Raw genomic sequence first — 25,529 nt, 5'->3', positions numbered from 1 at the left:
GGATAAGTTTTGATATTTGTTTATTTTTGCAATATAAACTAAATCTAAATAAAGTGAGTACGACTTTAGACTTATTGCAAAAAAACACAAAAGGTATCATTGCTGACTACGATATGCAAAATGTTCCTTTGAAGTTATTAGAAATGGGATGCCTACCTGGAAATGAGGTGGTATTGTTGGAAGTTGCTCCTTTAGGAGATCCAATCTACTTGTGTGTAAATGATACACATCTATCGATTAGAAAAGAGTTAGCAAAGGAAATTCTGATTGATATTGAATAAAGAGTAGCCTCTTTTTCTTATTGTTTTTATAACGAAGAGTATTTGATGAAAAATAATGTAAATGTTGCCCTAATTGGTAATCCAAACGTAGGGAAAACTTCTGTGTTTAATGCCTTGACAGGATTGAATCACAAGATTGGGAATTATCCAGGTATAACAGTTGATAAAATTAGCGGTGTAGCTAAGTTAACAGATGACGTTAATGCTAAGATTATCGATTTGCCAGGTACTTATAGTATCAATGCAAGCTCATTAGATGAACGCATTGTATTAGATTTACTCTTTAACCCACAACACGAAGACTTTCCTGATGTAGCTGTTGTTGTCGCAGATATTGAAAACCTCAAGCGAAACCTACTTCTATTTACGCAAGTAAAGGAATTAGGTATCCCTACAGTCTTAGCTATTAATATGGCAGATCGTATGTCTGAAAAGGGAATTACATTAGATATCCAGAAATTAGAAGAAAAATTAAAAACGAAAGTTGTTTTAATCAGTGCGAAGAAAAAACAAGGTATTGATGATTTAAAGACAGCTATTGGCAACTATAGGGAATACTCTATTGAACCTTCAGTGAATGCTACTGCTGCTGATTCTGACTTCTTCGGTAAGTTAGCTTTGACCTATCCAGCAGAACCTATTTACAAATTGTGGATGGTGTATTCTCAAGATTTAAAGATTGGTAAGTTAACTAAGGCGTCTTTGGAAGAAAAGGGGATTCACCTAAGTGAATCTGAGGTAAAAAGACTTCAACAAAAGAAAACAATTAAACGCTATCAGTTTATCAATGACTTACTGAAAGAAGTTTATAAGAAAGATATTAAACAAGCTACTGATTTGTTGAGTAAGGCGGATAGGGTATTAACGCATAAAGTTTGGGGATATGTAATCTTCTTTGCTATTATGCTTTTAGTATTCCAAGCGATTTTTACTTGGTCAAGTTATCCAATGGACTGGATCGATAATCAGTTTGCCAATTTATCTACTTGGGTACACGAAGTGATGGAGCCGGGGAAACTTACTGACTTAATTGCGGACGGTATCGTACCTGGTATTGGTGGGATAATGCCTTTCATTCCTCAAATTGCCATTTTATTTATGTTTATTTCGATTTTAGAAGAAACGGGATACATGAGTAGAGTTGTATTTCTAATGGACAGACTAATGCGTCCTTTTGGATTGAGTGGTAAGTCTGTTGTGCCATTAATTTCAGGAAATGCTTGTGCGATTCCTGCAATTATGTCTGCTCGTAATATCGAGAACCCAAAAGAGCGTTTGCTAACTATTTTAGTAACGCCATTGACAACTTGTTCTGCGAGAATACCAGTATACATTATATTGATTGCGTTAGTGATTCCAGATACACATTTGTTTGGTTTCCTTAGTTTACAAGCGTTGACTTTGACGTTGTTTTATCTGTTGGGATTCCTTTCGGCCTTGTTCTTAGCTTGGGTGTTGAAGTTCTTTATTCGCTCTTCGGCTAAATCGTATTTTGTGATTGAAATGCCTGAGTATAGAGTTCCTATTTTTCAGAATGTAGTTAGTACCATGTATGAGAAAACAAAGGCATTCGTATTGGGAGCAGGAAAGATTATTTTCTTTTTATCTATCATTATTTGGTTTTTAGGGGCTCATGGACCTGGTGAACGTTTTGAGAACGCTGAGGAAATTGTAACTGAACAGTACAAAGGGCAAGAGGTTTCTGAAACTGACTTAGAAGATCATATCGAGGGATATAAATTAGAAAATTCGTATATTGGTATTATTGGTAAATCAATTGAACCAGTTATTAAACCTTTAGGTTATGATTGGAAAATTGGTATAGCGGTGATTACATCCTTTGTCGCAAGAGAGGTGTTTGTGGGAACACTTGCTACAATATACAATGTAGGCTCAAGTGGCGAAGAAGATGAAGATGGTACTATTAAGCAACGAATGAGTGCAGAAGTATGGCCAGATACAGGAAAGCCAGTGTTCACTTTAGCCAGTGGTCTGTCTTTGATGGTATTCTATGCCTTTGCAATGCAATGTGCCTCTACGGTTGCTATCACAAGAAGAGAAACGAAGTCATGGAAGTGGACAATATTTCAATTAGTTTTCCTGACAGCGTTTGCTTATTTTGCAGCAATGTTAACATTCCAACTATTAAAGTAAAATCACGATGGGATATCAAGAAATTATAGCTTATGCTTTTTTAATTATTGCGGTAGGCTATTTGATCAAAAAGAGTTTTTGGAAGAATAACTCTAAGAAAAAAGGTTCTTGTGGTGGGGGTAGCTGCGGTTGTTCCTAATTCACAAACGAGAGATAATCAAAAGGCAGTCTATGTTGACTGCCTTTTTCTTTTTGTCATAACTCAAGGATTTCTTAGAAGTGTTGTATAAATTATATAATACAGTCTTAAACCCTTCTTATAGACATTATAGGGAAATCGTGTTTTGCATTTAGTTGTTGTTTTTAATTTGATTAGTAAAATTATTGATACTATTTTGAGCGATACCATTTGCTGTTATATGCTTGACAAAAGCAGATCCAATGATTGCTCCTGAACTATATTGACAACTGAGTTTATAAGTATCGTTATTGTGTATATTGAATCCGATTAAAGTTGGATTGTTTAGTTTGTTTTGTTGAATTCGACTGTAGTAATCCGTTTGAGTATTCAGGTCTTTGTTTGCACCTGTGATACTATTCGATGATACCATATAGATAAAACCCGTTGTACATTGGTCGATTTGTCTGATGCGTTCTTGTGAAGTTTCATTGCTAATCAGCATAATATTACTGATATTAAGCGTATGGCATGCTTCTTCAAAATGTTGTTTGTAGTATTCCATAGGTAAGTCTGGAACTATAATACCGTCTACTCCAAGGACGGCACACTGTTGCAAAAAATTGTTTACTCCATATTGTAGAATGGGATTGAGATACCCCATGAGTACAATTGGAATTTGAACTGTTTCGCGAATGTTTTTAAGTTGTTCAAAGAGTATTTGAAGTGTCATTCCATTGTCTAAAGCTATTTGTCCACTTTTCTGTATAGTTGGCCCATCTGCTAAAGGGTCGGAATACGGAATACCTATTTCTACCAGATCTACTCCTGCTTGTTCCAAGTGAGTTAATATAGTCGTGGTATTATCTAAGTTAGGGTATCCTGCGGTAAAGTAGATAGATAAGATCTCTTTGTCTTTTCGTTTGAATAATTGTGTGATTCTATTTTTCATGAGTAAAGTATTTTGAATAAGTGAGCATGTCTTTGTCTCCTCGCCCTGATACATTGACAACAACAATATCAGATGGGTTGAATTTTACCTTTTCTAAAATAGCAAGTGCATGTGCCGATTCAAGGGCAGGGATTATGCCATCTGTCTTTGTCAAGTGAAAGGCGGCTTGTATAGCTTCCTCATCGGTCACCGCTTCTACTGTTACTTTGCCTATATCGCTTAAGTAAGCATGCGCAGGACCTATTCCAGGATAGTCTAATCCTGCCGAGATAGAGTAGGGTTCGATAATCTGACCGTCTGCGGTCTGCATTAAGTAAGTCATGCTACCGTGTATAATACCCTTTTGCCCCAAGGTGATACTGGCTGCGGTTTCTTCTGTATCTACTCCTTTTCCTGCGGCTTCAACAGCAATTAGTTTAGTATGGCCGTTATCTATAAAGTGGTAGAAAGCCCCCATAGCATTACTACCTCCTCCAACGCATGCAATGACATAGTCAGGTTTGTCAGTATTTTCTTTTTCCATTAATTGTTTGGCAATTTCTTCGCTGATTATAGATTGAAATTTAGCCACCATATCGGGATAGGGATGAGGTCCTACAACAGAACCTATGACATAGTGTGTATCTTTTGGGTTGTTTATCCATTCTCGTATAGCTTCATTTGTTGCATCTTTAAGTGTTTGACTACCACTTAGTGCTGGTACAACTTCAGCACCGAGCATTTTCATGCGTTCTACGTTCGGCTTTTGTCTTTCTATGTCTACGGCCCCCATAAATACAGTACATTCTAAACCCAATAAGGCACATGTTGTCGCTGTTGCCACTCCATGTTGCCCCGCTCCAGTTTCCGCGATGATACGTTTTTTGTTTAGTCTTTTGGCTAAGAGTATTTGACCGATGGTGTTGTTTATTTTATGTGCTCCAGTATGGTTGAGGTCTTCTCTCTTGAGATATATTTTGGCATTGTACTGTTTTGACAAGTTATTAGAGTAAAACAAAGGGGTAGGTCTACCTACATAATCTTTTAGCAATTGTTGATATTCTACTATGAAGGACTCGTCTTTTATGATAGTTAGGTAGTGTTCTTGTAACTCTATGATATTAGCTTGTAGCATTTCTGGAATAAAGGCACCACCGTATTGACCATAGTATCCTTTTTCATCTGGATTAAAGTGTTTCATGTTTTATGATATTCGTTATTGTTTGTATCTGTTTGCAATCTTTGAGAGCAATTTCGGTTTCCAGTTGACTATTTAGGTCAAAACCGATTAGTTGCTTATGTGTTATTTTTAGTGCTTCTTTGATATTCTGCAATCCCAACCCTCCGCTAAGAAGGAAAGGTGTCTTTCCGTTATAGGATTGAAGTATAGTCCAGTCGAAACTTTTTCCACTTCCTCCGTATTGTTTACAAGCGGTATCGAATACAAATAGGGAACAGTATTTTTCGTAAGGTGCTGTTTGCTTGAAATCAAAAGTGTCTGTTATTGCAAAGGCTTTGATTATAGGTATATTTTGTTGATAAAAGTAATTGCAATCTTCTACTGTTTCTGCTCCGTGTAACTGTATATAGTCCAGGCAGTACAACGTCACTATGTCTTGTATCTCGCTGAGCTTTGCATTGACGAACACTCCAACCTTTTTTATAGTCGATGGTATGTCGCTTAGTAGGGTTGTATCGAGATTACCTGCATATCTCTTGGATGAAGGATAAAAGATAAACCCCATATAGTCAATTGGCAAAGAAGTTAGTTCTTGTATGTTTTCTTTGTACTTCAGACCGCAAACTTTTACTTGATTCATAGTGCTAATGCTTGTTTGGTTTCTCTTAGTTTTATTGCTGGTTCAGGAGCTCTCATAAAGTATTCTCCAATTAGAAAGGCCGAAAAACCTTGTTGGTATAACTTGCTAATTGTGCTGGCATTATCTATACCACTTTCAGCTATTTTAATTGCTTTGTTGGGAAGCAATTGACTTAGGGCAACGCTATTGTCAATGTCTACCGAGAAAGTGTTTAAGTCCCTATTGTTGATTCCAATCAGATCAAACTCTGTGGAGAGATGTTCTCTTATTTCTGTTTCACTGTGAGTTTCTAACAAGACTTCTAATCCGAGTTGATGTGCATAATCTGTTAGCTGTTTTATGACCTCTGGTGGAAGTAATTTAGCTATTAGGAGTATCACATCAGCCCCTAAAGATTTCGCCTCTGTAATTTGATATTTATCGACGATAAAGTCTTTTTGAAGCAGTGGTACGTTTAATGTTACTCTTGCTGTACTAAAGTCATCTGATTGTGCACCGAAGAATTGTGAATCGTTTAAAACAGAGATAGCAGAAGCTCCTTCTCTCTGATATCCCGTCGTGATGTTTAGCAAATCGGCATTTGGTCTAATGATACCCTTGGAAGGGGATTGTCTCTTAAATTCAGCTATAATGTGAGGAGTATGTTCCCTTTTTATTTTATCTACCAAGGATATTCCTTCTCTGTGAAAGAGCGGTCTGTTTTGTAATTCTAACTCAGTTATTAATGCTTTTCGGTGTTCGACTTCTCGTATTTTTTGTGCTTTGATTGTATCAAGTATATTTTTCATAGTTGTCTCAGTATTTCAAAAGATTGTTTTGCTTTACCTGTGAACAGGGAGTCTTTTGCTCGTTCCATTGCTTCTGTTATAGTCAATTTAGGGTAGTAGGTCTGTATGGCCAATGCTGCATTAGCTAAGACGACATTGCTTTGTTGTGTTGTTCCTTTTCCTTTTAAGATTGTCCAAAAGATGAGTGCAGATTCTTCTACTGTATTTCCTCCTTTGATGTCATGCTGTTTTATTGCGCTTAGATCAAAATGCGAAGCATCAATGATTCGCTCTCCTGTGTTGGTAGCTATCTTGCACTGAGAGGTTAAGCTACATTCGTCGTAGCCATCAAGAGAGTGTACAATACTGTATTGTGTTTGTTCTTGTTGTAAAAAGTATTGATACATACGCAGTAGCTCAAGGTTGAATAATCCAATAAGTTGTACTTTGGGTTGAGCAGGGTTCGTTAAGGGGCCTAACATATTGAAGAAAGTTTTGACCCCTAAGGCTTTGCGTATTGGAGCAATTTCTTTCATGGCAGGATGAAATAAAGGGGCGTGAAGAAAGCAAATGTTCGCTTCTTTTAGCTGTTTTTTTAAATCTTCTTCAGATGATTTAAAGTGTATACCTAAATTCTCCATTACACTTGAAGAACCTGAGATGGAAGAAACTCCATAATTTCCGTGTTTTGCTACTGGTATTCCCGCACCTGCAACAACAAAAGAGGCAAGGGTAGAGATATTAAAAGTGTCTTTGCCATCTCCTCCTGTGCCACACATATCCATAGGGTTGAATTCACTTAAATTAACTTTGATTGCCAATTCGACCATAGCTTCTCTGAATCCTTTTAACTCCTCTAATGTTATTGGACGCATTAAGAACGTTGTCAATAAAGCCGCTAATTGCATGTCTGAATAAGCTCGGTTAACCATGTTATATAGTACCTCTTTGGCTTGAGCCTTGCTCAAGGTTTTATGGTGTGTCAATTGATTGAGTATTTCTTTCATCCTTTTATTTTTTTAACCAGTTGTTTATAATTTGCTTTCCTGTTATAGTCAGTATTGATTCTGGGTGAAATTGCAATCCTCTGATGGGATAATCTCTATGTCTAAATGCTGTGATGTTTCCTTGGCCATCGTAGGCTAATACTTCTATATCTTCTGTCGGAGTATCTACAACCCACGAATGATAATGTGCAATAGGAAACGCATTGGTTAGTCCGTCAAATAGTTTGTCCTCTGCTACAATATTGATCGTACTGGAGATTCCATGCAGTGGTGTAGGTAGTTGTGTTAGTTGCATACCAAAGTATTGTCCTAAAGCTTGGTGGCCGAGACATATTCCCAATATATCTTTTGTGTGTGCATATTTAGTTATTACCTCCATGAGTTGACCTGCTTCTTCAGGGATACCTGGTCCAGGTGAAAGCAGTATTTTGTCATATTGTTGGATTGCACTTATATCTAATTCGTCGTTTCGCTTGATGTCTATTTGGTGTTCGCCAAATTCTTTGATTAAGTAGATTAGGTTGTAGACGAAGGAGTCATAATTATCTATTACAAGTATTTTCATGATTATAGTTCTTGTGCTTTTATAATAGCGGTTCGTATTGCTCTAAGTTTGTTGTTTATTTCTTCTAATTCGGATTGTGTATTTGACTTTGTTACTATGCCACATCCCGCTTGAAATTGTAATTCATTGTCTTGACTGAGAATGGATCGAATGTAGATAGCTTGATTCATCTCTCCATTTAGTTTAATTACTCCAACAGCTCCTCCATACAGTCCTCTGTTGGTGTTTTCATATTGATCTATGAGTTCCATCGCTTTATATTTAGGAGCTCCAGACAGAGTACCAGCAGGGAATGTGTCTTTGAATATTTCTATAGGATTAAAATCGGACTGTAGTTCACCACTGACCTTTGAAACTAAATGTATTACGTGGGAATAGTATTCTACGTGTTTTAATTTTTCAATATTTACTTTTTGACTGTGTTTGCTCAGGTCATTTCTGGCTAAATCTACAAGCATGATGTGTTCAGCATTTTCTTTTGGATCAAGGGATAGTGCTTTTGCTAATTCTTGGTCTTTTGCTAAATCTCCAGTTCGCTTAAAGGTGCCTGCTATAGGGTGTATGTAAGCTTTGTTGTTTCGTATAACCAATTGTGCCTCTGGAGATGAACCAAATATTTTGAAATTACCATAGTCAAAGTAGAATAGGTAAGGAGATGGATTTATGGATCTCAATGCGCGATACACATTGAATTCATCTCCACTGAATTTCTGTTTAAACTGACGAGAAAGTACTAATTGAAATACATCTCCTCTGAAACAGTGTTGTTTTCCTTTTTCAATTAATTCTAAAAATTCTTCCTCTGTGTTCGTTGTTGATTCTGTTTGGGTTGCAGAGAATGGAAACGAAGTCGGCTTCTGTCCATTGATTAGTTCAAATAGGTTGGACAGTTGTGACGATTCACCTTCGCTGAGGTGTTCTACCAAGTACAGTTCTGTATTGTAGTGATTAAAAACAAGGACATACTTAAAGAAATGATATTGAATTAACGGTGTGTTTTTGACTGTTGGTTTGAATGAAATGGACTCAAACAAGGGAATGCTATCATAAGACGTATAACCAAACAGTCCTGTGTTTAGAAATTCGACTTTAGCTTTATTAGTTATTTCAATACTTTGTCTGAAGTGATTCAGTTCGGTAGTTACTTCACTTTCTCTCGTGTTGAATGATCTTGTACTTCCGTCAATATAAGTTATACTTGTTTTATCTTCATCAGCTATGTATGAAGCAATAGGAGCTAAACCTATGTAGGAAAAACTATTCTCATTTGAGCTGTAATCAGAGCTTTCCAGTAGAAAACTGTGAGGGTATTTATCTCTTAGTTTAAGATAAAGTTCAACTGGTGTATAAGTATCACCAATAAGTTTTTGATAGTTAATTGTAAGTTTCATCTGTTGCAGTTATTGTGAATTAAACAAAAAAGGCCTACTGGATTCCCAGTAGGCCTTTTCTAATAGTGTAAGTTTTTTATTTGTCTTTATTTACCTTTCTACACTGTACTATATAGCCAACCGAATCCCACTTTGGAATTAGTTAACCACCACCAGTTTGTATTGATAAATAAATGAATCATGATTCTTAAGTTTAATAAGTATTTGTTCTTCTGTTTTTTGTTGAAAGGGTGTTAAATAAAAAAAGCCTACTGGGGTTACCAGTAGGCTATATATTAATGTAATATTATTTTTAGTATAAGATAATTACTTTAATACAAGGTATAACCAACTGAACCCATTATCGGATTTCATTTGCCACCACCAATTTGTATTAAATAATTTCATGTTCATTTTTATTGAATGTGTATGCTAATGTATTAAAAAAATAATATACTGTACCCTTTTTTATAAAAAATTATTAGGAAGGGTCTTCTTCTTTTAGTGGAGAAACTTTTATTTCTTCATCTAAATAGATATTTTCATCATAGAATGTAGTGAAGTCATCTATTTCATATTCTGGGCATGCTCCAGTGTGAGAGGTTATGAATGCACCTAATGTTGCCCCTTTCTTTAAAAACGTAATAGGGGTATTTGATTTTAATTTCTCTGCTAATAATCCTGCTAAGAATGCATCTCCACTGCCTACGGTGTCGCGGATGACTATTTCAATTGCTGGAAATCTATAAAGTGATTTTGTATCGCTGTAAATTCCACCTTTGGCACCTTTAGAAATAATAATTTCTTCACATTTAAAATATTCGTGGATAAAAGTGATGCTTTCTTCTTCTGTCGTGAATGTTTTATCTAGCTCGTTTAGGATAATTTCCAACTCCGCATTATTCATCTTGATGAGGTTGGCTTTTTTCATCATTTCCATTACAAATTTCAAGTCATAATGGGGAGGTCTTAGGTTGATATCAAAAACTTTGTAGTTCGCAACCTCTATTAATTGAGTCAGTGTGTTTCGACTTTTAGCTGATCTACTTGCTATAGACCCAAAGATGAATACATCTGAACGCTTAACAAGGTTGATTGTTTTTTCTTCTAAATCAATATAGTCCCAAGCACTATTTTCTAAAAAGTCGTAGTTAGCCTCATTGTGATCATCAAAAGTAGCAAAGACTGTTCCTGTTCTATACGTTGAATCTCGTTGAACATTGTCAGAGGAAATTTGGTTATCCTGTATGTGTTTTAATATTTTGTTACCTAAATCATCATCGCCGATTTTAGTTATAATATGGGTTTCTATACCAAATTTTCTTAAGTGATATACCACATTTAAAGGAGCTCCTCCAATTCTTTTGTATGTGGGAAATATATCCCATAAGACTTCACCGAAACTTACTGCAATAGGAGAGGAATTCTTTTGGATCATAGTATTGATTATTTTTATTTTATAAGGTCTAATATACGACTTTGGCGCTATTTCTATAATATGGAAACTTTAATTCTAAGTAATTATTTTAACTCTTATTATTGTTGATTTCTTACTGTCAATATCTTAGCTTCTTGTAAAGCTCTTAGTTAGGAGTGTAGTTGTGTTACCATTATAGAAAGGAATGTTTTTGAGAAATGGAGGGTAAAAAGATTGATAAAAGTGCATAGATTCCCGATTAAACTATTATAGTAATCTGTCATCTATATACCTTGTGATAGTGGAATTTTATAAGGTTGACATAGTTTGAGTTCTCAAGTGAGCATATTATATAAAGAAGGCTGTTCAAGTTTTACGTGAACAGCCTGTTTTTTTATTCGTGATAATACATTTTCTTGATCTTGTTTTTCAAGTCTTTCTTTTTGTAAAATCTAAATTGAAATTTTATGGTTTCTAACCATAGGCGAAGAAATACATCAAAGGAGTTTTTTCCAATTAAATGGGCATAGTGAGAAGCCATTTTTTCTATATCATCAATATTGGTCGTCAAATGAGATAGGTTTTTCATGCGCTTAGTAAAGTTCATTTCTTTATTGAACTTCATCCTATTTACGTCTACTAAGTAGAAGCTAAAAGTACCGTCTTCATTTTGCTTGATTAACGTGTTACCAGGTGAGTGGTCAAGGAATTTCACTTTTTTTTCATGAAGTTGGTACGTAAAGTCTATAAATTCTTTTAGGATTTTTTCTCTATTGGGATTTTCTGACTGCAGTAACAAATCTCTATACGTTAATTCTGCATCAACGTATTCTGATACATAAAAAGAGTTTCTCAAAGTTAGATTTGTAGTGTATTCAAAATAGGCAATTGCTTGAGGGCTATTTATTCCCAATTCATTTAATCTTTCAGAGTGTTCATAAGACCTTAAACCTTTTGGTTTTCGTATGAGTTTATAAACATATCTATTGATTATGTTTGGGATTTTAAATGATTTGATTGCTATTTTTTGTCCGTTCGAGAGTGTCGCAAGTTTGATGGAATTTCTTGATCCATTATAGATGTATGTATTTATTTCGTCATAGGCGTTGATAATTTTTGTTATTTCTTCTTTTAGATTTTGATATTGGGGATGTATTATCGCACTTACTCTTAAATGTTTCATAGTAAAAGTAGTTACAATTGTAGAGTAAAGTTAAATAGATTTTGAGAAACTCTATTTTAATATGGTTTTCCTTATGTTGTTTGTTATCAATGGTTTGTGTTTGTTTGAATGTTTGATTAATTATATTCTGAGTTTGTTGTTTTATCTTTAATTTATAAGATTAGGGGTTGTTTAAATTTGTTTGTTGAGTTGTTTTTACTTTTATTTCTGCTATTTAACTAATATTAAGTTATTTAGTTTTATGAGTATTTGTGGTTAATGTAATTTTGTAGTTTCTTGAAGATTTCAATTAAACTTAATTTTGCGAATTTATAATTAGAAAAAGGAGGGAATTGTATTAATTTATTTATAATTATGTCAAGATTTGTTGGGTTGGAAACTGCTTTTCGATCACTTTTACAAGTTTGTTTGCGTTGGAATTGGATTGAATTTAAATGTTAATAATATGTAAAAAAAGAGGGTGTCTGCCCAAACAGATACCCTCTTTAATGCGGTTTATAACTTGTTAATGACTATCTATTGAAAGATATTTAACAAAATTGAAGGACATAGTCCTATTATGATATTAATTGCTACAGCCAGTACACCTACTATTTTATAAGATAGAGGTATGCTTAGTGCTGTTTCTTCTGCTGTTTCATCGTTATTAGTAAACATAACTATAATTACTTTTAGGTAGTAATAGATACTTATAAAAGAGTTAATAACACCGAATATAACTAATGTGATGAAACCTTTAGATATAGCTTCAGAGAATAGAAAGAATTTACCAAAGAAACCTGCAAAGATTGGAATCCCACCCATTGATAATAAAGCAATAGATAAAACTATAGCCATTAATGGATTGCGTTTACCTAATCCACTGAAGCTTTGAATTAATTGGTTTTCTTTTCCTTTAGTTACTGCCATCAATACAGTAAATGCTGCAATACCTGCAATAGCATAAGCTGTCGCGTAATAGAATAGGTTAGCTGCTGAGGTATTTAATGCAGTTAAAGCCATCATCATGAAACCAGCGTGTGATATACCAGAGTAAGCAAGTAATCGCTTCATGTTTTCTTGGCGTAGCGCCATAATATTTCCTACAGTCATTGTAAGAATTGCAATTACGACAATCGCTGTTATATAGCCTTCAGGCATTTGTCTTAACAGATGGAAACTAAGTTTGAACAAAGTTGCAACAGCAGTTACTTTTACTAAAGTACTCATCATAGCTGTTGTCAAAGTTGGTGCTCCTTGATACACATCTGGTGCCCAGAAGTGGAAAGGTACAGCTGCTATTTTGAATAACATCCCTATGATGATCATTACTACACCTAACGAGTACCATATAGGTAGAGTTCCCTGTGATGTAATAGTAATGATTTCTGAAATGTCGAAAGACGCAGTAGCACCATATACTAATGCTATCCCAAACAAAACAATTCCTGAAGCAAATGAACCTAACAAGAAATATTTCATTGCTGCTTCATTACTTTTGATATTTGCTCGATCTGAACCACAAAGTATATAAAGTGTAATCGATAAGATTTCAAGTCCTAAAAAGAACATGGCCATATTTCCAAAACTCACCATACAGATGGCTCCCATAAGAAGAAATAGTTTTAGTGAAATATAGTCTGAAATCTTAGAAAATTCTTTTTGATAAAAATCTTTACTTAACGCTACTAAGAAAATTGTTAATGCGATAAATAAAGAGCTAAAAGCGTTTGAGAATTTCTTAGTAATAAACATATTGTTATAATATGAAACCTCTACGTCAATATTACAAACTGTGTAACCTAATATACCCACTAATCCTATTATAGTCATAGGGATAACAAGCTTACGCAGATTGATAATCTCTGCTATAAGTACTAAAACTGCTAATACTCCAATTGCTATTAATGTGTTCATTTGTGATAATTTGGAATTATGATAGTACCTCAAAAGAAGCACTACCTATATTTTATTACTTAATGTACGAAACGATTTCTACCAATGAAGGTGTGATTAAATCCGCCAATGGTTTAGGATAGATACCTAAGAATATGATGACAATTGCCAAGACACCTAAAATTATGCTTTCTTTTGTATTAAGATCAGCAAAAGGTTTAGCATTTGTCTCTCCTAACATTGCTTTCTGGAACATTCTAAGCATGTAAAATGCACCGAATATCAATGTTGTACCACCTATTACAGCATACCATAAATTAATTTGTGATAGACCATATAGTATATTGAATTCCCCTATAAAACTGAATGTTCCAGGTAAACCAATAGAAGCAAACATTAAAATCATAAAGATAGAAGCAAATTTAGGAGCTTGTTGACGTATACCTCCCATTTCTCCAATCATTCTCGTTTGATATCTTCTGTAGATTATCTCTCCTACGAAGAATAATCCTACAATTACAAATCCGTGAGCGATCATCTGTAATACTGCTCCTTTCATACCATCTAATGTTAGCGTGTATGCACCTGCAGCTATTAATCCTACGTGAGCTAAAGACGAGTAAGCAAAGAATCGCTTGATATTAGCTTGTTTTAATGCCACTATAGAGCCATATACTACACCAATAATTGATAGAACTAAAATAGTTGGCATTACTTCTTTAGCAGCGATTGGCGTAATTGGAATTTGCCAACGAATTACGGAATATAACCCCATTTTTAGCATGATCCCTGCCAAAAGCATTGTTCCTACTGTTGGTGCTTTTTCATAAGTACTTGCTTGCCAAGTATGGAATGGGAATACAGGTATCTTAATTGCATAAGCTAAGAAGAAGGCAAGAAACACCCAATATTGTTCTGTACCTGTTAATCTTGCATTATATAAATCTTGTAATAAAAAGCTTCCTGTTTTACTGTATAAGTAAATGAAACCTACTAACATAAATAGGGATCCAGCAAACGTATAAATAAAGAATTTTAAGATTGCCTTTTTTCTTACTTCAAAAGTATCATTACCCCATAATAAGGCTATGAAATAGATTGGCAATAGCGATAATTCCCAAAATACATAATATAATAAACCATCAGCAGCTAAGAATGTACCAGTCATAGCAAATGACATAAACATCACTAAGCTGTAGAATATGTTTGATTTTTCAATATGATCACCGAAAGATGAAAATATAATAATTGGTGTTAGCGCTGTTGTTAACAGAGTAAGTGCTAATGCTAAACCGTCAGCTTTTAGAGCTATATGAATATTTGGATTACTTATCCATTGCGTCATATATCCAGCATCTGTTCCCGCGTTATGTTGGCAGATTAAAACAATAGTTTCTACAAAAGCAACTAATCCAAATAATAGAGCTACTTTGGCTGCTGGTTTTTTACCTGAAATATAGGTAGCTATTGCACCAACTAATAACGTTAATAATAGTATAGTTACGTTCATCTCTCTTAATTATCTTGCAATGAATAAATAGTATAACAATAAACAGATTCCGAATACAAATGCAAATAAGTACAGACCAATGTTTCCATTCTGTGCTTTTTTACCTTGTAACGATAATTCATCTGCAATTTTTCCAAGTCCAAATACAGCACCTGACAAGGCTACTTCGACAACATCTCTAAAGAAAGTAGCAATGATGTAGATTGGTTTCACAAATAATTTATCATAGATTTCATCGATATAGTATTTGTTGTACAATACTTTATGGAATCCAGTGATTTTATCATCCTCTTGTGGTACTTGTGCTTTTTGGATGTATTTTCTAAATGCCCAAATTAATCCGATAAGGAATCCAACTGTCGCTACTCCCATCAACATATACGCTTCAAATCCTAAGGCATGTGGGTGGTTTGCAGCACTCTTCACAATTACGGGCTGTAAATATTGATTCAACCAACTACTACCTGGCCAACTGATCAATCCTCCAAAAATGGATAACACAGCTAAAACAATTAGCGGTAAAGTCATTGAGATTGGACTTTCATGCAAGTGATTTTTCTGCTCTTGTGTTCCTCTAAAGCCTTTTTTGAAAGTTAAGAATACAAGTCTAAACATATAGAAAGCAGTCATAATCGAAGCAATAGAGCCTATGATATATAGGGCTTTATTATGCTCAAATGCAACCATTAATATTTCATCTTTTGAAAAGAATCCTGAAAGGAATGGAAATCCTGATATTGCTGCAGTTGCTATTAAAAACGTGATATATGTTACCTTCATGTATTTGTCAAGTCCTCCCATGCGTCTCATATCTTGTTCTCCTCCCATAGCGTGGATAACTGAACCAGAACCTAAGAATAAACATGCTTTAAAGAATGCATGCGTAATTACATGGAATACAGCAACTTCATAAGCACCAAATCCTATAGCCATAAACATTAATCCAAGTTGAGATACCGTAGAGTAGGCTAAGACCTTCTTGATGTCATTTTGTACTAATCCAATTGATGCAGCGAATAAGGCTGTAAATGCCCCAACTATCGCTATTGTATCTTGTACTAATGGAGCTAAATCAAATACAAAATTTAATCTCGTGATTAAGAAGATACCTGCAGTTACCATTGTAGCTGCGTGGATAAGTGCTGAAACAGGTGTCGGTCCTGCCATTGCATCAGGTAACCATGTATACAGTGGTATTTGAGCACTTTTACCAATTGCACCTATAAAGATTGCCAAAGCAGCACAACCAATCCAAGTGTTGATTTGGTGGTTAGTCCCTGACATTAATGCAGTTTTGATAGTCATATAATCTAATGAATGGAATAAGAATGCTAAAATAAATACTCCAATCAAGAAACCTAAATCACCAATACGGTTCATAATGAAAGCTTTTTTGGCTGCATCATTATAATCTTGGTTTTTATGCCAAAATCCAATAAGTAGATATGAACACAGTCCTACACCTTCCCATCCAATAAAAGTGATTAATAAGTTGCTTCCTGCTACTAAAATGATCATGAAAAAGATAAATAGGTTTAAGTAACCAAAGTATTTACCATAATTCTCATCTCCTTTCATATAGCTTGTTGAGTATAGGTGAATTAAAGTACCAATACCCGTGACAAACAATAGCCATAGAAGTGAAAGTTGATCTAATAGGAATCCAAATGAAATAGAGAACTTTTCAACAGCTATCCATTCAAATAGATTTCCTTGAATAGGAGTCTTTGTACCATTTACTTGTACAAAGGCTACTACTGTAACGATAAATGAAATTAAAACTGCTAAAGTTGCAATAATTCCAGAACCATTACCTAATTTTTTTCCGAAGAAAATATTAACTAAAGACCCTAAAAGCGGGACTAATAATAAAAGTAAAATTACGTTTGTATCCATGCGGAATTACCCTTTTAAGTTTTTTAATTTATCTATATCAATTGATCCAATGTTTCGATATATAGTTACCAAAATAGCTAATCCTACTGCTACCTCTGCAGCGGCTACAGCCATGGTAAAGAATACGAAAACTTGTCCTTCAGCATCTTGGTGAAACGTTGAAAAGGCAACTAACAACATATTAGCTGAGTTCAACATAATCTCGATACACATGAACATGACAATTGCGTTACGTCTATAAAGTATACCAAATACCCCGATACAAAATAAGATGATCGATAAGTATATGTATTTGTCAATACCGATGATTTCAATTACATTTTCCATAATTATGCTCCTTTTTCGGTTTTATCTTTTTTAGAAATTAGTACAGCTCCAATCATTGCCAATAGTAATAAAACTGCTACCATTTCGAAAGGCATTACGTATTCGTTTAGTAATATTTTACCCAATACATGTGCTGATTGAAAATCTTGACCTGAAGTAGCATATTGTAAATCGTAGGTTTGTGCACCACGCATTACGATAGACAGCATTAAAATTCCTATTAAGCAAAAAGCTACAGTCGCAACAAGCTTAGTGATGAATGGTTTTGATACCTCATGGCTGATATTAAGGTTCATCAACATAATCGTAAATAACATTAATATCATGATGGCACCAGAGTAAACCATGATGTGAACCATACCTAAAAACTGAGAGTTTAATAAGATGTAGTGTCCTGCTAAAGAGAAGAAACTTACAACCAACCATAATGCACTATGGATAGGGTTTTTGCTCAGTACTGTTAGAGCTGCACTTCCGAGTGTAATTGTCGAAAGTATGTAAAATAAAATTTCTATCATGATTAAGCTTGATTCTGTTGTTTAGTATTGTGTATTGCCATCTCTAAAGGCATCACTAATTTATCTTTTCCAAATATGAAGTTTTCACGAGTAACATCAGCTTTAGCTATCTGTTTTGATGTGGTTAAGTAGATTGCCTGTTTTGGACAAGCTTCTTCACATAGACCACAAAAGATACATCTAAGCATGTTAATCTCATATATTTCAGCATATTTTTCTTCTCTATACAAGTGTTTTTCATCTGCTTTACGTTCAGCAGCTTTCATTGTGATAGCTTCTGCTGGACATGATAAAGCACAAAGACCACAAGCTGTACAACGCTCTCTTCCTTCATCGTCTCTCATCAACATATGACGTCCACGATAAACAGGACTAAAAGGGCGTGTTTGTTCTGGATATGCAATCGTTACCTTCTTCTTAAACATGTGTTTCAAGGTAACCATCATACCCTTGAAGATAGCTACTAAGTAGATTCGCTCTGTCCAAGTCAGTTTCTTATCTGAAACTGTCTTTTTTCTTCCTGATAATGAATAAGTATTTGATGACATGTTTAAATTATTTTATAAGTAAAATTACAATAGCAGTAACAACTAAATTTAAAAGGGCTAACGGAATTAACGTTTTCCATCCTAAATTCATTAATTGGTCATAACGGAAACGCGGCAATGTCCAACGCACCCACATATAAACAAAGATAAAGAAACAGATCTTAACGAATAAGGCAAAGATACCGATGACGTTACCAATGTTAACTCCCCAGTTTTCTACAACCCACGACATTCCTGGGTAATTATATGCTCCAAAGAACAGTACAGCGATTATTGTAGAAGAAATGAATAAGTTTGCGTATTCAGCAAAGAGGTAGAACCCCATTTTCATCGATGAGTACTCAGTGTGAAAACCACCTATTAATTCTTGCTCACATTCTGCTAAGTCAAATGGTGCTCTATTGGTTTCTGCAAAAGAACAGATAAGAAAGATTAAAAATCCAATTGGTTGATAAAACACATTCCAATTCATTCCGCTTTGTTGTAGCGCAATCTCTCTCATACTTAGAGTCTGTGTCATTAGCAACAGCGCAATCAATGACAACCCCATTGCGATTTCGTATGATATCATTTGTGAAGCGGCACGAATACCACTCATCAATGAGTATTTATTATTAGATGCCCAAGCTCCAATCATTATTCCATATACTCCCACTGATAGTACAGCTAAGATATATAAAACACCTACATTCAAGTCTGCTGCCTGTAAGATAATATCACGTCCAAAAAGGTGAAACTTATCCCCCCATGGAATAACAGCACTTGTCATTAGTGCAAGGGTCATTGCTAAGAATGGTCCAAATTTGAATAAGAACTTGTTTGGTGTATTCGGTTCGTATTCTTCTTTAGCGAATAATTTTAAACCGTCTGCAAGAGGTTGTAATATACCTCCTTTTCCGGCGCGGTTTGGACCTAATCGGTCTTGTATCCAAGCTGCAATCTTTCGTTCTGCAAGTGTTGCATACATGGCCATTAGCATTGTTACAGCAAATACAACAATTATAATAACCGCTTTGTCTATAATAATAGTTTTATCCATTCTAAGCTGCTTTATTCTTTAGATTCATGTTCTGTGTAAGGGATATCTTTCATGCTTATCTTTTTGCGGTCTTGTTCACGACCAGCTAAGATATGCTCTTCAGTATTCAATACAACTTTATCAAGTTTTTTCGTGTAGTTATTTTGGTTGATAACTGAGAATTTTTCAAATTTTCGAGGACCTTCAATAACCCAGTCTTTAGGATCTTTATGATCAAAACGACAGTCATTACAGATAAATTCTTCTACTTCATGAAATTCATCTTTACGCGCTGTTACCCTTTGTATTTCTTCTCCAAACATCCACAAAGTTACTTTACCAGAGCAAGTTGGACAATTTCTATGAGCATTGTACGGTTTGTTAAACCATACACGAGATTTGAAACGGAAAGTTTTATCTGTTAATGCCCCTACTGGACACACATCAATCATATTTCCAGAAAACTCATTGTCTATCGCTGCTGATATATAAGTAGAGATTTGAGCGTGTTCACCTCTACCACACACACCGTGTACGCGTTTATCTGTTAGTTGTTCCGCCGTTTTTACGCAGCGGTAACACAAGATACAACGGTTCATGTGTAATTGAATATTGGGTCCAATATCTTCTGGTTCAAATGTTCTCTTTTCCTCTTTATAACGCTTTTGAGATTTTCCGTGTTGGAATGCTAAGTTTTGTAAATCACATTCACCTGCTTGATCACAAATTGGGCAATCAAGTGGGTGGTTGATTAATAAAAACTCAGTTACTGATTTACGAGCTTCTAAAACACGAGGTGAAGATATACTCTTAACTTCCATACCATCCATAACTCCTGTTTTACAAGAAGCCATTAACTTAGGCATTGGACGTGGGTCAGCTTCGCTACCTTTTGAAACTTCAACTAGACAAGCGCGACATTTTCCACCTGTTCCTTCTAGTTTTGAATAATAGCACATTGCTGGTGGCACTGATTCTCCACCAATCATTCTTGCTGCTTGTAGAATGGTTGTTCCTGGTTCTACTTCTATTTCATGTCCGTCTATAGTAACTTTCATAAACTGTGCTTGTTTTGACTAAACAATAACTTGTTTAGTATATATTATTTATTAATCAAGTGTTTTACATTTTCAAAAGGTTCTTTTACAAAGTGATTTCTGTCTTTAACCTTTTCTGGATATAAAACGTGATATTCGAATTCTTCTCTAAAATGTCTTAGAGCTGCTGCTACTGGCCATGCAGCTGCGTCACCTAATGGACAGATGGTATTACCTTCGATATTACTTTGTATGTTCCATAATAAGTCGATATCGTCCATTGTACCTTGTCCAGTTTCAATGCGGTATAACACTTTTTCTAACCATCCAGTTCCCTCTCTACAAGGTGAACATTGGCCACAACTTTCGTGAGCATAAAATCTCGCAAAGTTCCAAGTATTTCTAACGATACAAGCTGTATCATTATACACGATGAACCCACCTGATCCAAGCATAGATCCTGTCTCAAAACCACCATCTGATAGAGATTCGTACGTCATTAAACGATCTTCACCATTAGCTGTTTTATAGATTAAATGTGCCGGTAAGATTGGCACCGAAGATCCTCCAGGTACTAAGGCTTTTAACGGACGATCATCCATCATACCTCCACAGTACTCATCCGAATTGATAAATTCATCGACTGTGATACCCATTTCGATCTCATATACTCCTGGTTTTCTGATATGACCCGAAGCTGATATTAACTTCGTTCCCGCAGAACGACCTAATCCTAATTTTGAATAGTCTTCACCTGAATTCATTACAATCCAAGGAACGTTAGAAATTGATTCAACGTTATTAACTACTGTAGGGTTTCCCCATAGTCCACTAACTGCTGGGAAAGGAGGTTTGATACGAGGATTACCTCTTTTTCCTTCTAGTGATTCAATTAAAGCCGTTTCCTCACCACAGATATATGCTCCTGCACCACAGTGTACGTGTAAGTCTAAATCAAAGCCAGAACCTAAGATGTTCTTACCTAACCAACCAGCTGCATATGCTTCTTTAATTGCTCTTTCCAGTGTCTTGAAAACCCACATATACTCACCGCGGATATAGATGTAAGATAAGTTAGCCCCTAAAGCATAACTCGCCGTAATCATCCCTTCAATTAATAAGTGAGGGATGTGTTCCATCAAATATCTATCTTTGAATGTACCTGGTTCAGACTCATCCGCATTACATACAAGGTGTCTTGGTTTACCTGACTTTTTATCGATGAAACTCCATTTTAATCCAACAGGGAATCCCGCACCTCCACGACCTCTTAATCCAGAAGCTTTAACTTGCTCAGTTACATCATCTGGAGTCATTGTTTTTAATGCTTTCTCAACTGATGCATACCCTCCGTTTTGGCGATATACCTCATATGATTTGATTCCAGGGATATCTATTTTGTCTAATAATATTTTTGTTGCCATATTACTATTTGTCGTGAAGAATTACTTTTCCTGATTTACAATCGTCAATGATTTGATCGATTTTTTCTTTTGTTAAGTGTTCTTTGTAGAAATCTCCTAACTGCATCATTGGAGCGTAACCACATGCACCTAAGCATTGTACTCCAACAACCGAAAACATGCCATCTTCTGTTGTTCCTCCTGGTTGTATGCCCAATTTTTCACAGGCATATTCCATCATATCGTCCGCTCCTCTAATTCCACAACATGAAGTTAGACAGAACTCAAACATGTATTTTCCCATTGGTTTTTGATTGTACATGGTATAAAATGTAACAACTTCGTAAACTTCAATAGGCGTGATTTCCAATATCTCTGCAACTTTATCCATTAGTTCCGCACTCAGCCAGTTATCATGAGCATCTTGTACTTCATGTAATACTGGTAGTAATGCTGATTTCTTTTTATCAGCAGGGTAGTGGCTTAGAAGTTCGTTAATACGCTCTTGTAAAGCTGGAGTGATATCTATATTTTGTTTATATTTCTTAGTTTCCATAGTATTATGCGTCTAATTCTCCTGCAATGATGTTTAAACTTGATAAAGTGATGATTGCATCTGATAACATACCATCTTTTACAATGCTATTATAAGCTTGATAGATGATAAAGCATGGTCTTCTAAAATGTAATCGATATGGCGTTCTACTTCCGTCAGTAATTAAGAAAAATCCTAATTCACCATTGGCAGCTTCTACTGGGTGGTACAATTCTGTAACAGGTACAGGAACTTCACCCATAATTATTTTGAAGTGATAGATTAGTGCTTCCATGTTTGTATACACATCTTCTTTTGGAGGAAGATAGTAGTCAGGAACATCTGCATGGTAAGGCCCTTCAGGTAGTTTGTCTATGGCTTGTCTAATGATTTTTAAACTTTCCCATACTTCTGCATTTCTAACACAAAAACGGTCATAACAGTCACCGCTTGTTCCTACTGGGATTTCAAAATCAAAATCTTCATATGAGCAGTAAGGTGTTGCTACACGCACATCATAATCTACTCCAGCAGCTCTTAAGTTAGGTCCTGTAAAACCATAATTGATTGCTTCTTCTGCTGAAATACCTCCAATACCAATGGTTCTGTCCATGAAAATTCTATTTCTTGTCAATAGACTTTCAAATTCAGCCCATATTGCAGGGAATTCTGAAAGAAACTCTTCGATTAATTGCCAAGCTTTAGGACTCCATTCTCTCTCGAATCCTCCGATTCTACCCATATTAGTAGTTAATCGCGCTCCGCAAATCTCTTCGTATATTTCGTATATTTTTTCTCTATATTGGAATACATAAAGGAATCCTGTTAACGCACCAGTATCCACACCCATAACTGAGCTACAGATAATGTGATCAGCTATACGCGCTAACTCCATTATGATAACACGCATGTATTGTACGCGTTTAGGAATTTCAATACCCAATGCTTTCTCAACAGTCATCCACCAAGCTGTATTGTTGATAGGTGATGAACAGTAGTTCAATCGATCTGTTAAAACATTGATTTGATAAAAAGGTCTGTTTTCAGCGATTTTCTCAAATGCTCTATGTATATAACCTATAGTTCCTTCACCATCTATCACTTTCTCACCATCTAACAAGATAATGTTTTGAAAAATACCGTGAGTAGCTGGGTGCGTGGGACCAAGGTTTAATATTTGTAATTCTGTACCATCTTGCTTAAACTTTTCTTCTATAAGTTTAGCATATCGCTCTTCAGGAGGTAATAATAAGTCTGACATAATACTTTCTTTACCAGTTTAATTAACAATTATGAACAGTTCGTCCAAAGAATCTGTCATCTTTGTCTGTTCTACCTGCATCTTCCATTGGATGTTCTTTTCTCAATGGGAATGATTCCATTGTATCTACATTTAGAATACGCTTTAATTGAGGATGTCCTTTAAAAGTAATTCCGTAGAAATCATACGTTTCTCTTTCTTGCCAATTAGCACTTTTGTACAAGTCAGAAACTGTATCAACAACTGGGTTTTTAATGCTTAGGTAGGTTTTGATACGCACTCTTACATTTTCAAACCAGTTATGCAAATGATATACAACTGCTAATTGTCTGCTCTCTACTTCTTCTGCATAGTTTACTCCGCAAACATCAGTTAGAAAGTTAAAGCCCATTTCTTCATCTTCTTTTAAGAATTGGATGATATCATGTGCTTTTTCGTGTGAAACTTCGAACACTAGCATACCGTGCTGTTCGTGAAAGTCTACTACAGCTTCACCAAAGGTAGCTTGTAACTTTTTTTGAATTGTGATATTATCTAGTGCCATTTTATTTATTGATATTATATGAATTTAATAAGTCGTCGTATTCTTTTGTACCTCTTCGATTTACTGATTCAGATTTGATGATTTCTTGTAAGCGAAGTACACCGTCTAATATTTGTTCTGGTCTTGGAGGACATCCTGGTACGTATACATCTACTGGGATTACTTTATCGATTCCTTGTAGTACTGAATATGTGTCAAAAATTCCACCCGAACAAGCACAAGCTCCAACAGCAATAACCCATTTAGGTTCAGCCATTTGTTCGTATACTTGACGTAAAATAGGTGCCATTTTCTTTGAAATGGTTCCCATTACCATTAGCATATCAGCCTGTCTTGGAGAGAAACTCATACGTTCAGAACCAAAACGAGCAACATCGTATGTTGCTGCCATTGTTGCCATAAATTCGATACCACAACAAGATGTTGCGAATGGAAGTGGCCACATTGAGTTTGCTCTTGCTAAACCAACAACTGAGCTAAGCTTTGTTGCAAAAAAGCCTTCTCCCACATAGCCCTCAGGGGCATCTACCATATTGTAATTTTTTTCACTCATCTCTTTTGAAGTTTTAGTCCCACTCTAGTCCTTTTTTCTTGAACTCGTATAGTAATCCGATTAAAAGAATAAATAAGAATATTCCCATTTTAGCTAAACCGTCCCAGCCTAATTCTTGGAAATTTATAGCCCATGGATATAAGAAGATTACTTCAACGTCGAATAAAACAAAAAGGATTGCAACTAAGAAGTATTTAACATTAAAAGGAATTCGGGCACTACCTAAAGACTCCAAACCACATTCCCAATTACTGTCTTTTATTTTTGAATGTTTTTTAGGTCCCAATTTTCCAGATACCCAAATTGTCAAGGATACAAACCCAGCTGCTAAAGCGATTTGCATCAATACGGGTATAAAATCGAGTTGACTTATTTGCATATAATATAGTATTTATGTTAATACAATATACAAATATAGTGCCTCGGTCGCGTTTTACAAAGCTTTGGGTTTGTTGGTGTTGGCTCAATTAAGAGGAAAGGTGAAATACGTATTTAGATTAATTTAAAATAGTATATTTAAGTATATAAAAAGCCATCTTAAGACTAAGATGGCTTCTGTAACAGTGATTAATTATATAATGATTCTTAACCTTCTATAATTGTAACTTCTGTAGCGATAAGGCCTTTTTTTCCTTTTTCTTCAATGTAAGAAACCTTATTGCCTTGTTCGATATTTTTGCTTGTTAATCCTGTGATGTGAACAAAAATGTCTTGTTTAGTTTGGTCGTTAGTGATGAAACCAAAACCTTTTTCTTCGTTGAAGAACTTAATTACGCCCGTTTGCATTTGTAAATAATATAAATTAATAATAACCAAATATAAGGTTTGTTTTAAGATTATCAGATTTATATTTTATTTTTTTACAAAAAAATAGCTATTTACTCGAAATCT

27 protein-coding genes are annotated in these 25,529 nt (G+C 35.1%); 3 read left to right on the top strand and 24 right to left on the bottom strand.

Annotated elements, in window-relative coordinates:
- Positions 1 to 53: 53 nt before the first annotated feature.
- Genes NWE55_RS06525 through NWE55_RS06515 form a run of 3 tightly spaced genes read left to right on the top strand, consistent with a single transcriptional unit; the run spans position 54 to position 2,574 of the window.
- Complete coding sequence (locus tag NWE55_RS06525) at positions 54 to 281, top strand: FeoA family protein (protein ID WP_160339034.1); 228 nt, start codon at positions 54 to 56, stop codon at positions 279 to 281.
- Positions 282 to 326: 45 nt separating this feature from the next.
- The gene (gene feoB, locus NWE55_RS06520; RefSeq protein WP_155090743.1) at positions 327 to 2,435 is read left to right on the top strand and encodes a ferrous iron transport protein B; all 2,109 of its coding nucleotides are present in this window, start codon (positions 327 to 329) and stop codon (positions 2,433 to 2,435) included.
- A 7-nt stretch (positions 2,436 to 2,442) separates the two neighbouring features.
- A complete protein-coding gene (locus NWE55_RS06515) occupies positions 2,443 to 2,574 on the top strand; it encodes a FeoB-associated Cys-rich membrane protein (protein ID WP_155090744.1) in 132 nt (43 codons plus the stop codon).
- A gap of 151 nt (positions 2,575 to 2,725) precedes the next feature.
- Here NWE55_RS06515 and trpA read toward each other — a convergent pair whose 3' ends face one another.
- The 24 genes from trpA to NWE55_RS06395 all read right to left on the bottom strand — a co-directional run bounded on the left by trpA (position 2,726) and on the right by NWE55_RS06395 (position 25,424).
- A complete protein-coding gene (gene trpA, locus NWE55_RS06510) occupies positions 2,726 to 3,505 on the bottom strand; it encodes a tryptophan synthase subunit alpha (protein WP_155090745.1) in 780 nt (259 codons plus the stop codon).
- Entirely contained in the window at positions 3,495 to 4,685 is a 1,191-nt protein-coding gene (gene trpB / locus NWE55_RS06505) for a tryptophan synthase subunit beta (RefSeq protein ID WP_155090746.1), read from the bottom strand. The genes trpA and trpB overlap by 11 nt, the downstream gene beginning before the upstream one ends.
- Entirely contained in the window at positions 4,672 to 5,304 is a 633-nt protein-coding gene (locus NWE55_RS06500; protein WP_155090747.1) for a phosphoribosylanthranilate isomerase, read from the bottom strand. The genes trpB and NWE55_RS06500 overlap by 14 nt, the downstream gene beginning before the upstream one ends.
- Complete coding sequence (trpC, locus tag NWE55_RS06495) at positions 5,301 to 6,092, bottom strand: indole-3-glycerol phosphate synthase TrpC (RefSeq protein ID WP_155090748.1); 792 nt, start codon at positions 6,090 to 6,092, stop codon at positions 5,301 to 5,303. Before trpC ends, NWE55_RS06500 begins: the two co-directional genes overlap by 4 nt.
- Entirely contained in the window at positions 6,089 to 7,078 is a 990-nt protein-coding gene (trpD, locus tag NWE55_RS06490) for an anthranilate phosphoribosyltransferase (RefSeq protein WP_155090749.1), read from the bottom strand. Before trpD ends, trpC begins: the two co-directional genes overlap by 4 nt.
- Positions 7,079 to 7,082: 4 nt before the next feature.
- Positions 7,083 to 7,643: an anthranilate synthase component II gene (locus tag NWE55_RS06485; RefSeq protein WP_155090750.1), complete on the bottom strand. Its 561-nt coding sequence runs from the start codon at positions 7,641 to 7,643 to the stop codon at positions 7,083 to 7,085.
- Positions 7,644 to 7,645: 2 nt separating this feature from the next.
- Positions 7,646 to 9,034, bottom strand: a complete 1,389-nt coding sequence (locus NWE55_RS06480; RefSeq protein WP_155090751.1) for an anthranilate synthase component I family protein — start codon at positions 9,032 to 9,034, stop codon at positions 7,646 to 7,648.
- Positions 9,035 to 9,494: 460 nt separating this feature from the next.
- The gene (locus NWE55_RS06475; RefSeq protein WP_155090752.1) at positions 9,495 to 10,451 is read right to left on the bottom strand and encodes a carbohydrate kinase family protein; all 957 of its coding nucleotides are present in this window, start codon (positions 10,449 to 10,451) and stop codon (positions 9,495 to 9,497) included.
- 373 nt (positions 10,452 to 10,824) lie between these two features.
- Entirely contained in the window at positions 10,825 to 11,613 is a 789-nt protein-coding gene (locus NWE55_RS06470) for a lipopolysaccharide kinase InaA family protein (RefSeq protein ID WP_258204666.1), read from the bottom strand.
- A gap of 516 nt (positions 11,614 to 12,129) precedes the next feature.
- Positions 12,130 to 13,509 (bottom strand): NADH-quinone oxidoreductase subunit N, encoded by a 1,380-nt coding sequence (locus NWE55_RS06465; protein ID WP_155090754.1) that lies wholly within the window; start codon positions 13,507 to 13,509, stop codon positions 12,130 to 12,132.
- A gap of 55 nt (positions 13,510 to 13,564) precedes the next feature.
- Complete coding sequence (locus NWE55_RS06460) at positions 13,565 to 14,998, bottom strand: complex I subunit 4 family protein (RefSeq protein ID WP_155090755.1); 1,434 nt, start codon at positions 14,996 to 14,998, stop codon at positions 13,565 to 13,567.
- Positions 14,999 to 15,007: 9 nt separating this feature from the next.
- The gene (gene nuoL, locus NWE55_RS06455; RefSeq protein WP_155090756.1) at positions 15,008 to 16,894 is read right to left on the bottom strand and encodes an NADH-quinone oxidoreductase subunit L; all 1,887 of its coding nucleotides are present in this window, start codon (positions 16,892 to 16,894) and stop codon (positions 15,008 to 15,010) included.
- 6 nt (positions 16,895 to 16,900) lie between these two features.
- A complete protein-coding gene (gene nuoK, locus NWE55_RS06450) occupies positions 16,901 to 17,221 on the bottom strand; it encodes an NADH-quinone oxidoreductase subunit NuoK (protein WP_155090757.1) in 321 nt (106 codons plus the stop codon).
- Positions 17,222 to 17,223: 2 nt separating this feature from the next.
- A complete protein-coding gene (locus NWE55_RS06445) occupies positions 17,224 to 17,739 on the bottom strand; it encodes an NADH-quinone oxidoreductase subunit J family protein (RefSeq protein WP_155090758.1) in 516 nt (171 codons plus the stop codon).
- A 2-nt stretch (positions 17,740 to 17,741) separates the two neighbouring features.
- Positions 17,742 to 18,287 carry a NuoI/complex I 23 kDa subunit family protein gene (locus tag NWE55_RS06440; RefSeq protein WP_155090759.1) on the bottom strand — a complete coding sequence of 182 codons (546 nt, stop codon included), beginning with the start codon at positions 18,285 to 18,287 and terminating at the stop codon, positions 17,742 to 17,744.
- Positions 18,288 to 18,294: 7 nt separating this feature from the next.
- Positions 18,295 to 19,326 carry an NADH-quinone oxidoreductase subunit NuoH gene (gene nuoH / locus NWE55_RS06435; protein WP_155090760.1) on the bottom strand — a complete coding sequence of 344 codons (1,032 nt, stop codon included), beginning with the start codon at positions 19,324 to 19,326 and terminating at the stop codon, positions 18,295 to 18,297.
- Positions 19,327 to 19,337: 11 nt separating this feature from the next.
- The gene (locus NWE55_RS06430) at positions 19,338 to 20,363 is read right to left on the bottom strand and encodes an NADH-quinone oxidoreductase subunit G (protein ID WP_155090761.1); all 1,026 of its coding nucleotides are present in this window, start codon (positions 20,361 to 20,363) and stop codon (positions 19,338 to 19,340) included.
- A gap of 44 nt (positions 20,364 to 20,407) precedes the next feature.
- On the bottom strand, positions 20,408 to 21,766 hold the full coding sequence (nuoF, locus tag NWE55_RS06425; protein WP_155090762.1) for an NADH-quinone oxidoreductase subunit NuoF: 1,359 nt from the start codon (positions 21,764 to 21,766) through the stop codon (positions 20,408 to 20,410).
- A gap of 4 nt (positions 21,767 to 21,770) precedes the next feature.
- Positions 21,771 to 22,301 (bottom strand): NADH-quinone oxidoreductase subunit NuoE family protein, encoded by a 531-nt coding sequence (locus NWE55_RS06420; RefSeq protein ID WP_155090763.1) that lies wholly within the window; start codon positions 22,299 to 22,301, stop codon positions 21,771 to 21,773.
- Positions 22,302 to 22,305: 4 nt separating this feature from the next.
- Positions 22,306 to 23,541 carry an NADH-quinone oxidoreductase subunit D gene (locus NWE55_RS06415; protein WP_155090764.1) on the bottom strand — a complete coding sequence of 412 codons (1,236 nt, stop codon included), beginning with the start codon at positions 23,539 to 23,541 and terminating at the stop codon, positions 22,306 to 22,308.
- A gap of 22 nt (positions 23,542 to 23,563) precedes the next feature.
- On the bottom strand, positions 23,564 to 24,085 hold the full coding sequence (locus tag NWE55_RS06410) for an NADH-quinone oxidoreductase subunit C (RefSeq protein ID WP_155090765.1): 522 nt from the start codon (positions 24,083 to 24,085) through the stop codon (positions 23,564 to 23,566).
- A gap of 1 nt (position 24,086) precedes the next feature.
- A complete protein-coding gene (locus NWE55_RS06405; RefSeq protein ID WP_155090766.1) occupies positions 24,087 to 24,638 on the bottom strand; it encodes an NADH-quinone oxidoreductase subunit B in 552 nt (183 codons plus the stop codon).
- A 13-nt stretch (positions 24,639 to 24,651) separates the two neighbouring features.
- The gene (locus tag NWE55_RS06400; RefSeq protein WP_155090767.1) at positions 24,652 to 25,017 is read right to left on the bottom strand and encodes an NADH-quinone oxidoreductase subunit A; all 366 of its coding nucleotides are present in this window, start codon (positions 25,015 to 25,017) and stop codon (positions 24,652 to 24,654) included.
- 206 nt (positions 25,018 to 25,223) lie between these two features.
- The gene (locus tag NWE55_RS06395; protein ID WP_155090768.1) at positions 25,224 to 25,424 is read right to left on the bottom strand and encodes a cold-shock protein; all 201 of its coding nucleotides are present in this window, start codon (positions 25,422 to 25,424) and stop codon (positions 25,224 to 25,226) included.
- Between the last annotated feature and the right edge of the window lie 105 nt (positions 25,425 to 25,529).

The organism is Myroides albus (assembly GCF_024722315.1).
Classification (GTDB): domain Bacteria; phylum Bacteroidota; class Bacteroidia; order Flavobacteriales; family Flavobacteriaceae; genus Flavobacterium; species Flavobacterium album_A.
The sequence above is the reverse complement of the archived record's forward strand: the minus strand, read 5'-3'. Positions and strand labels throughout refer to the sequence as shown.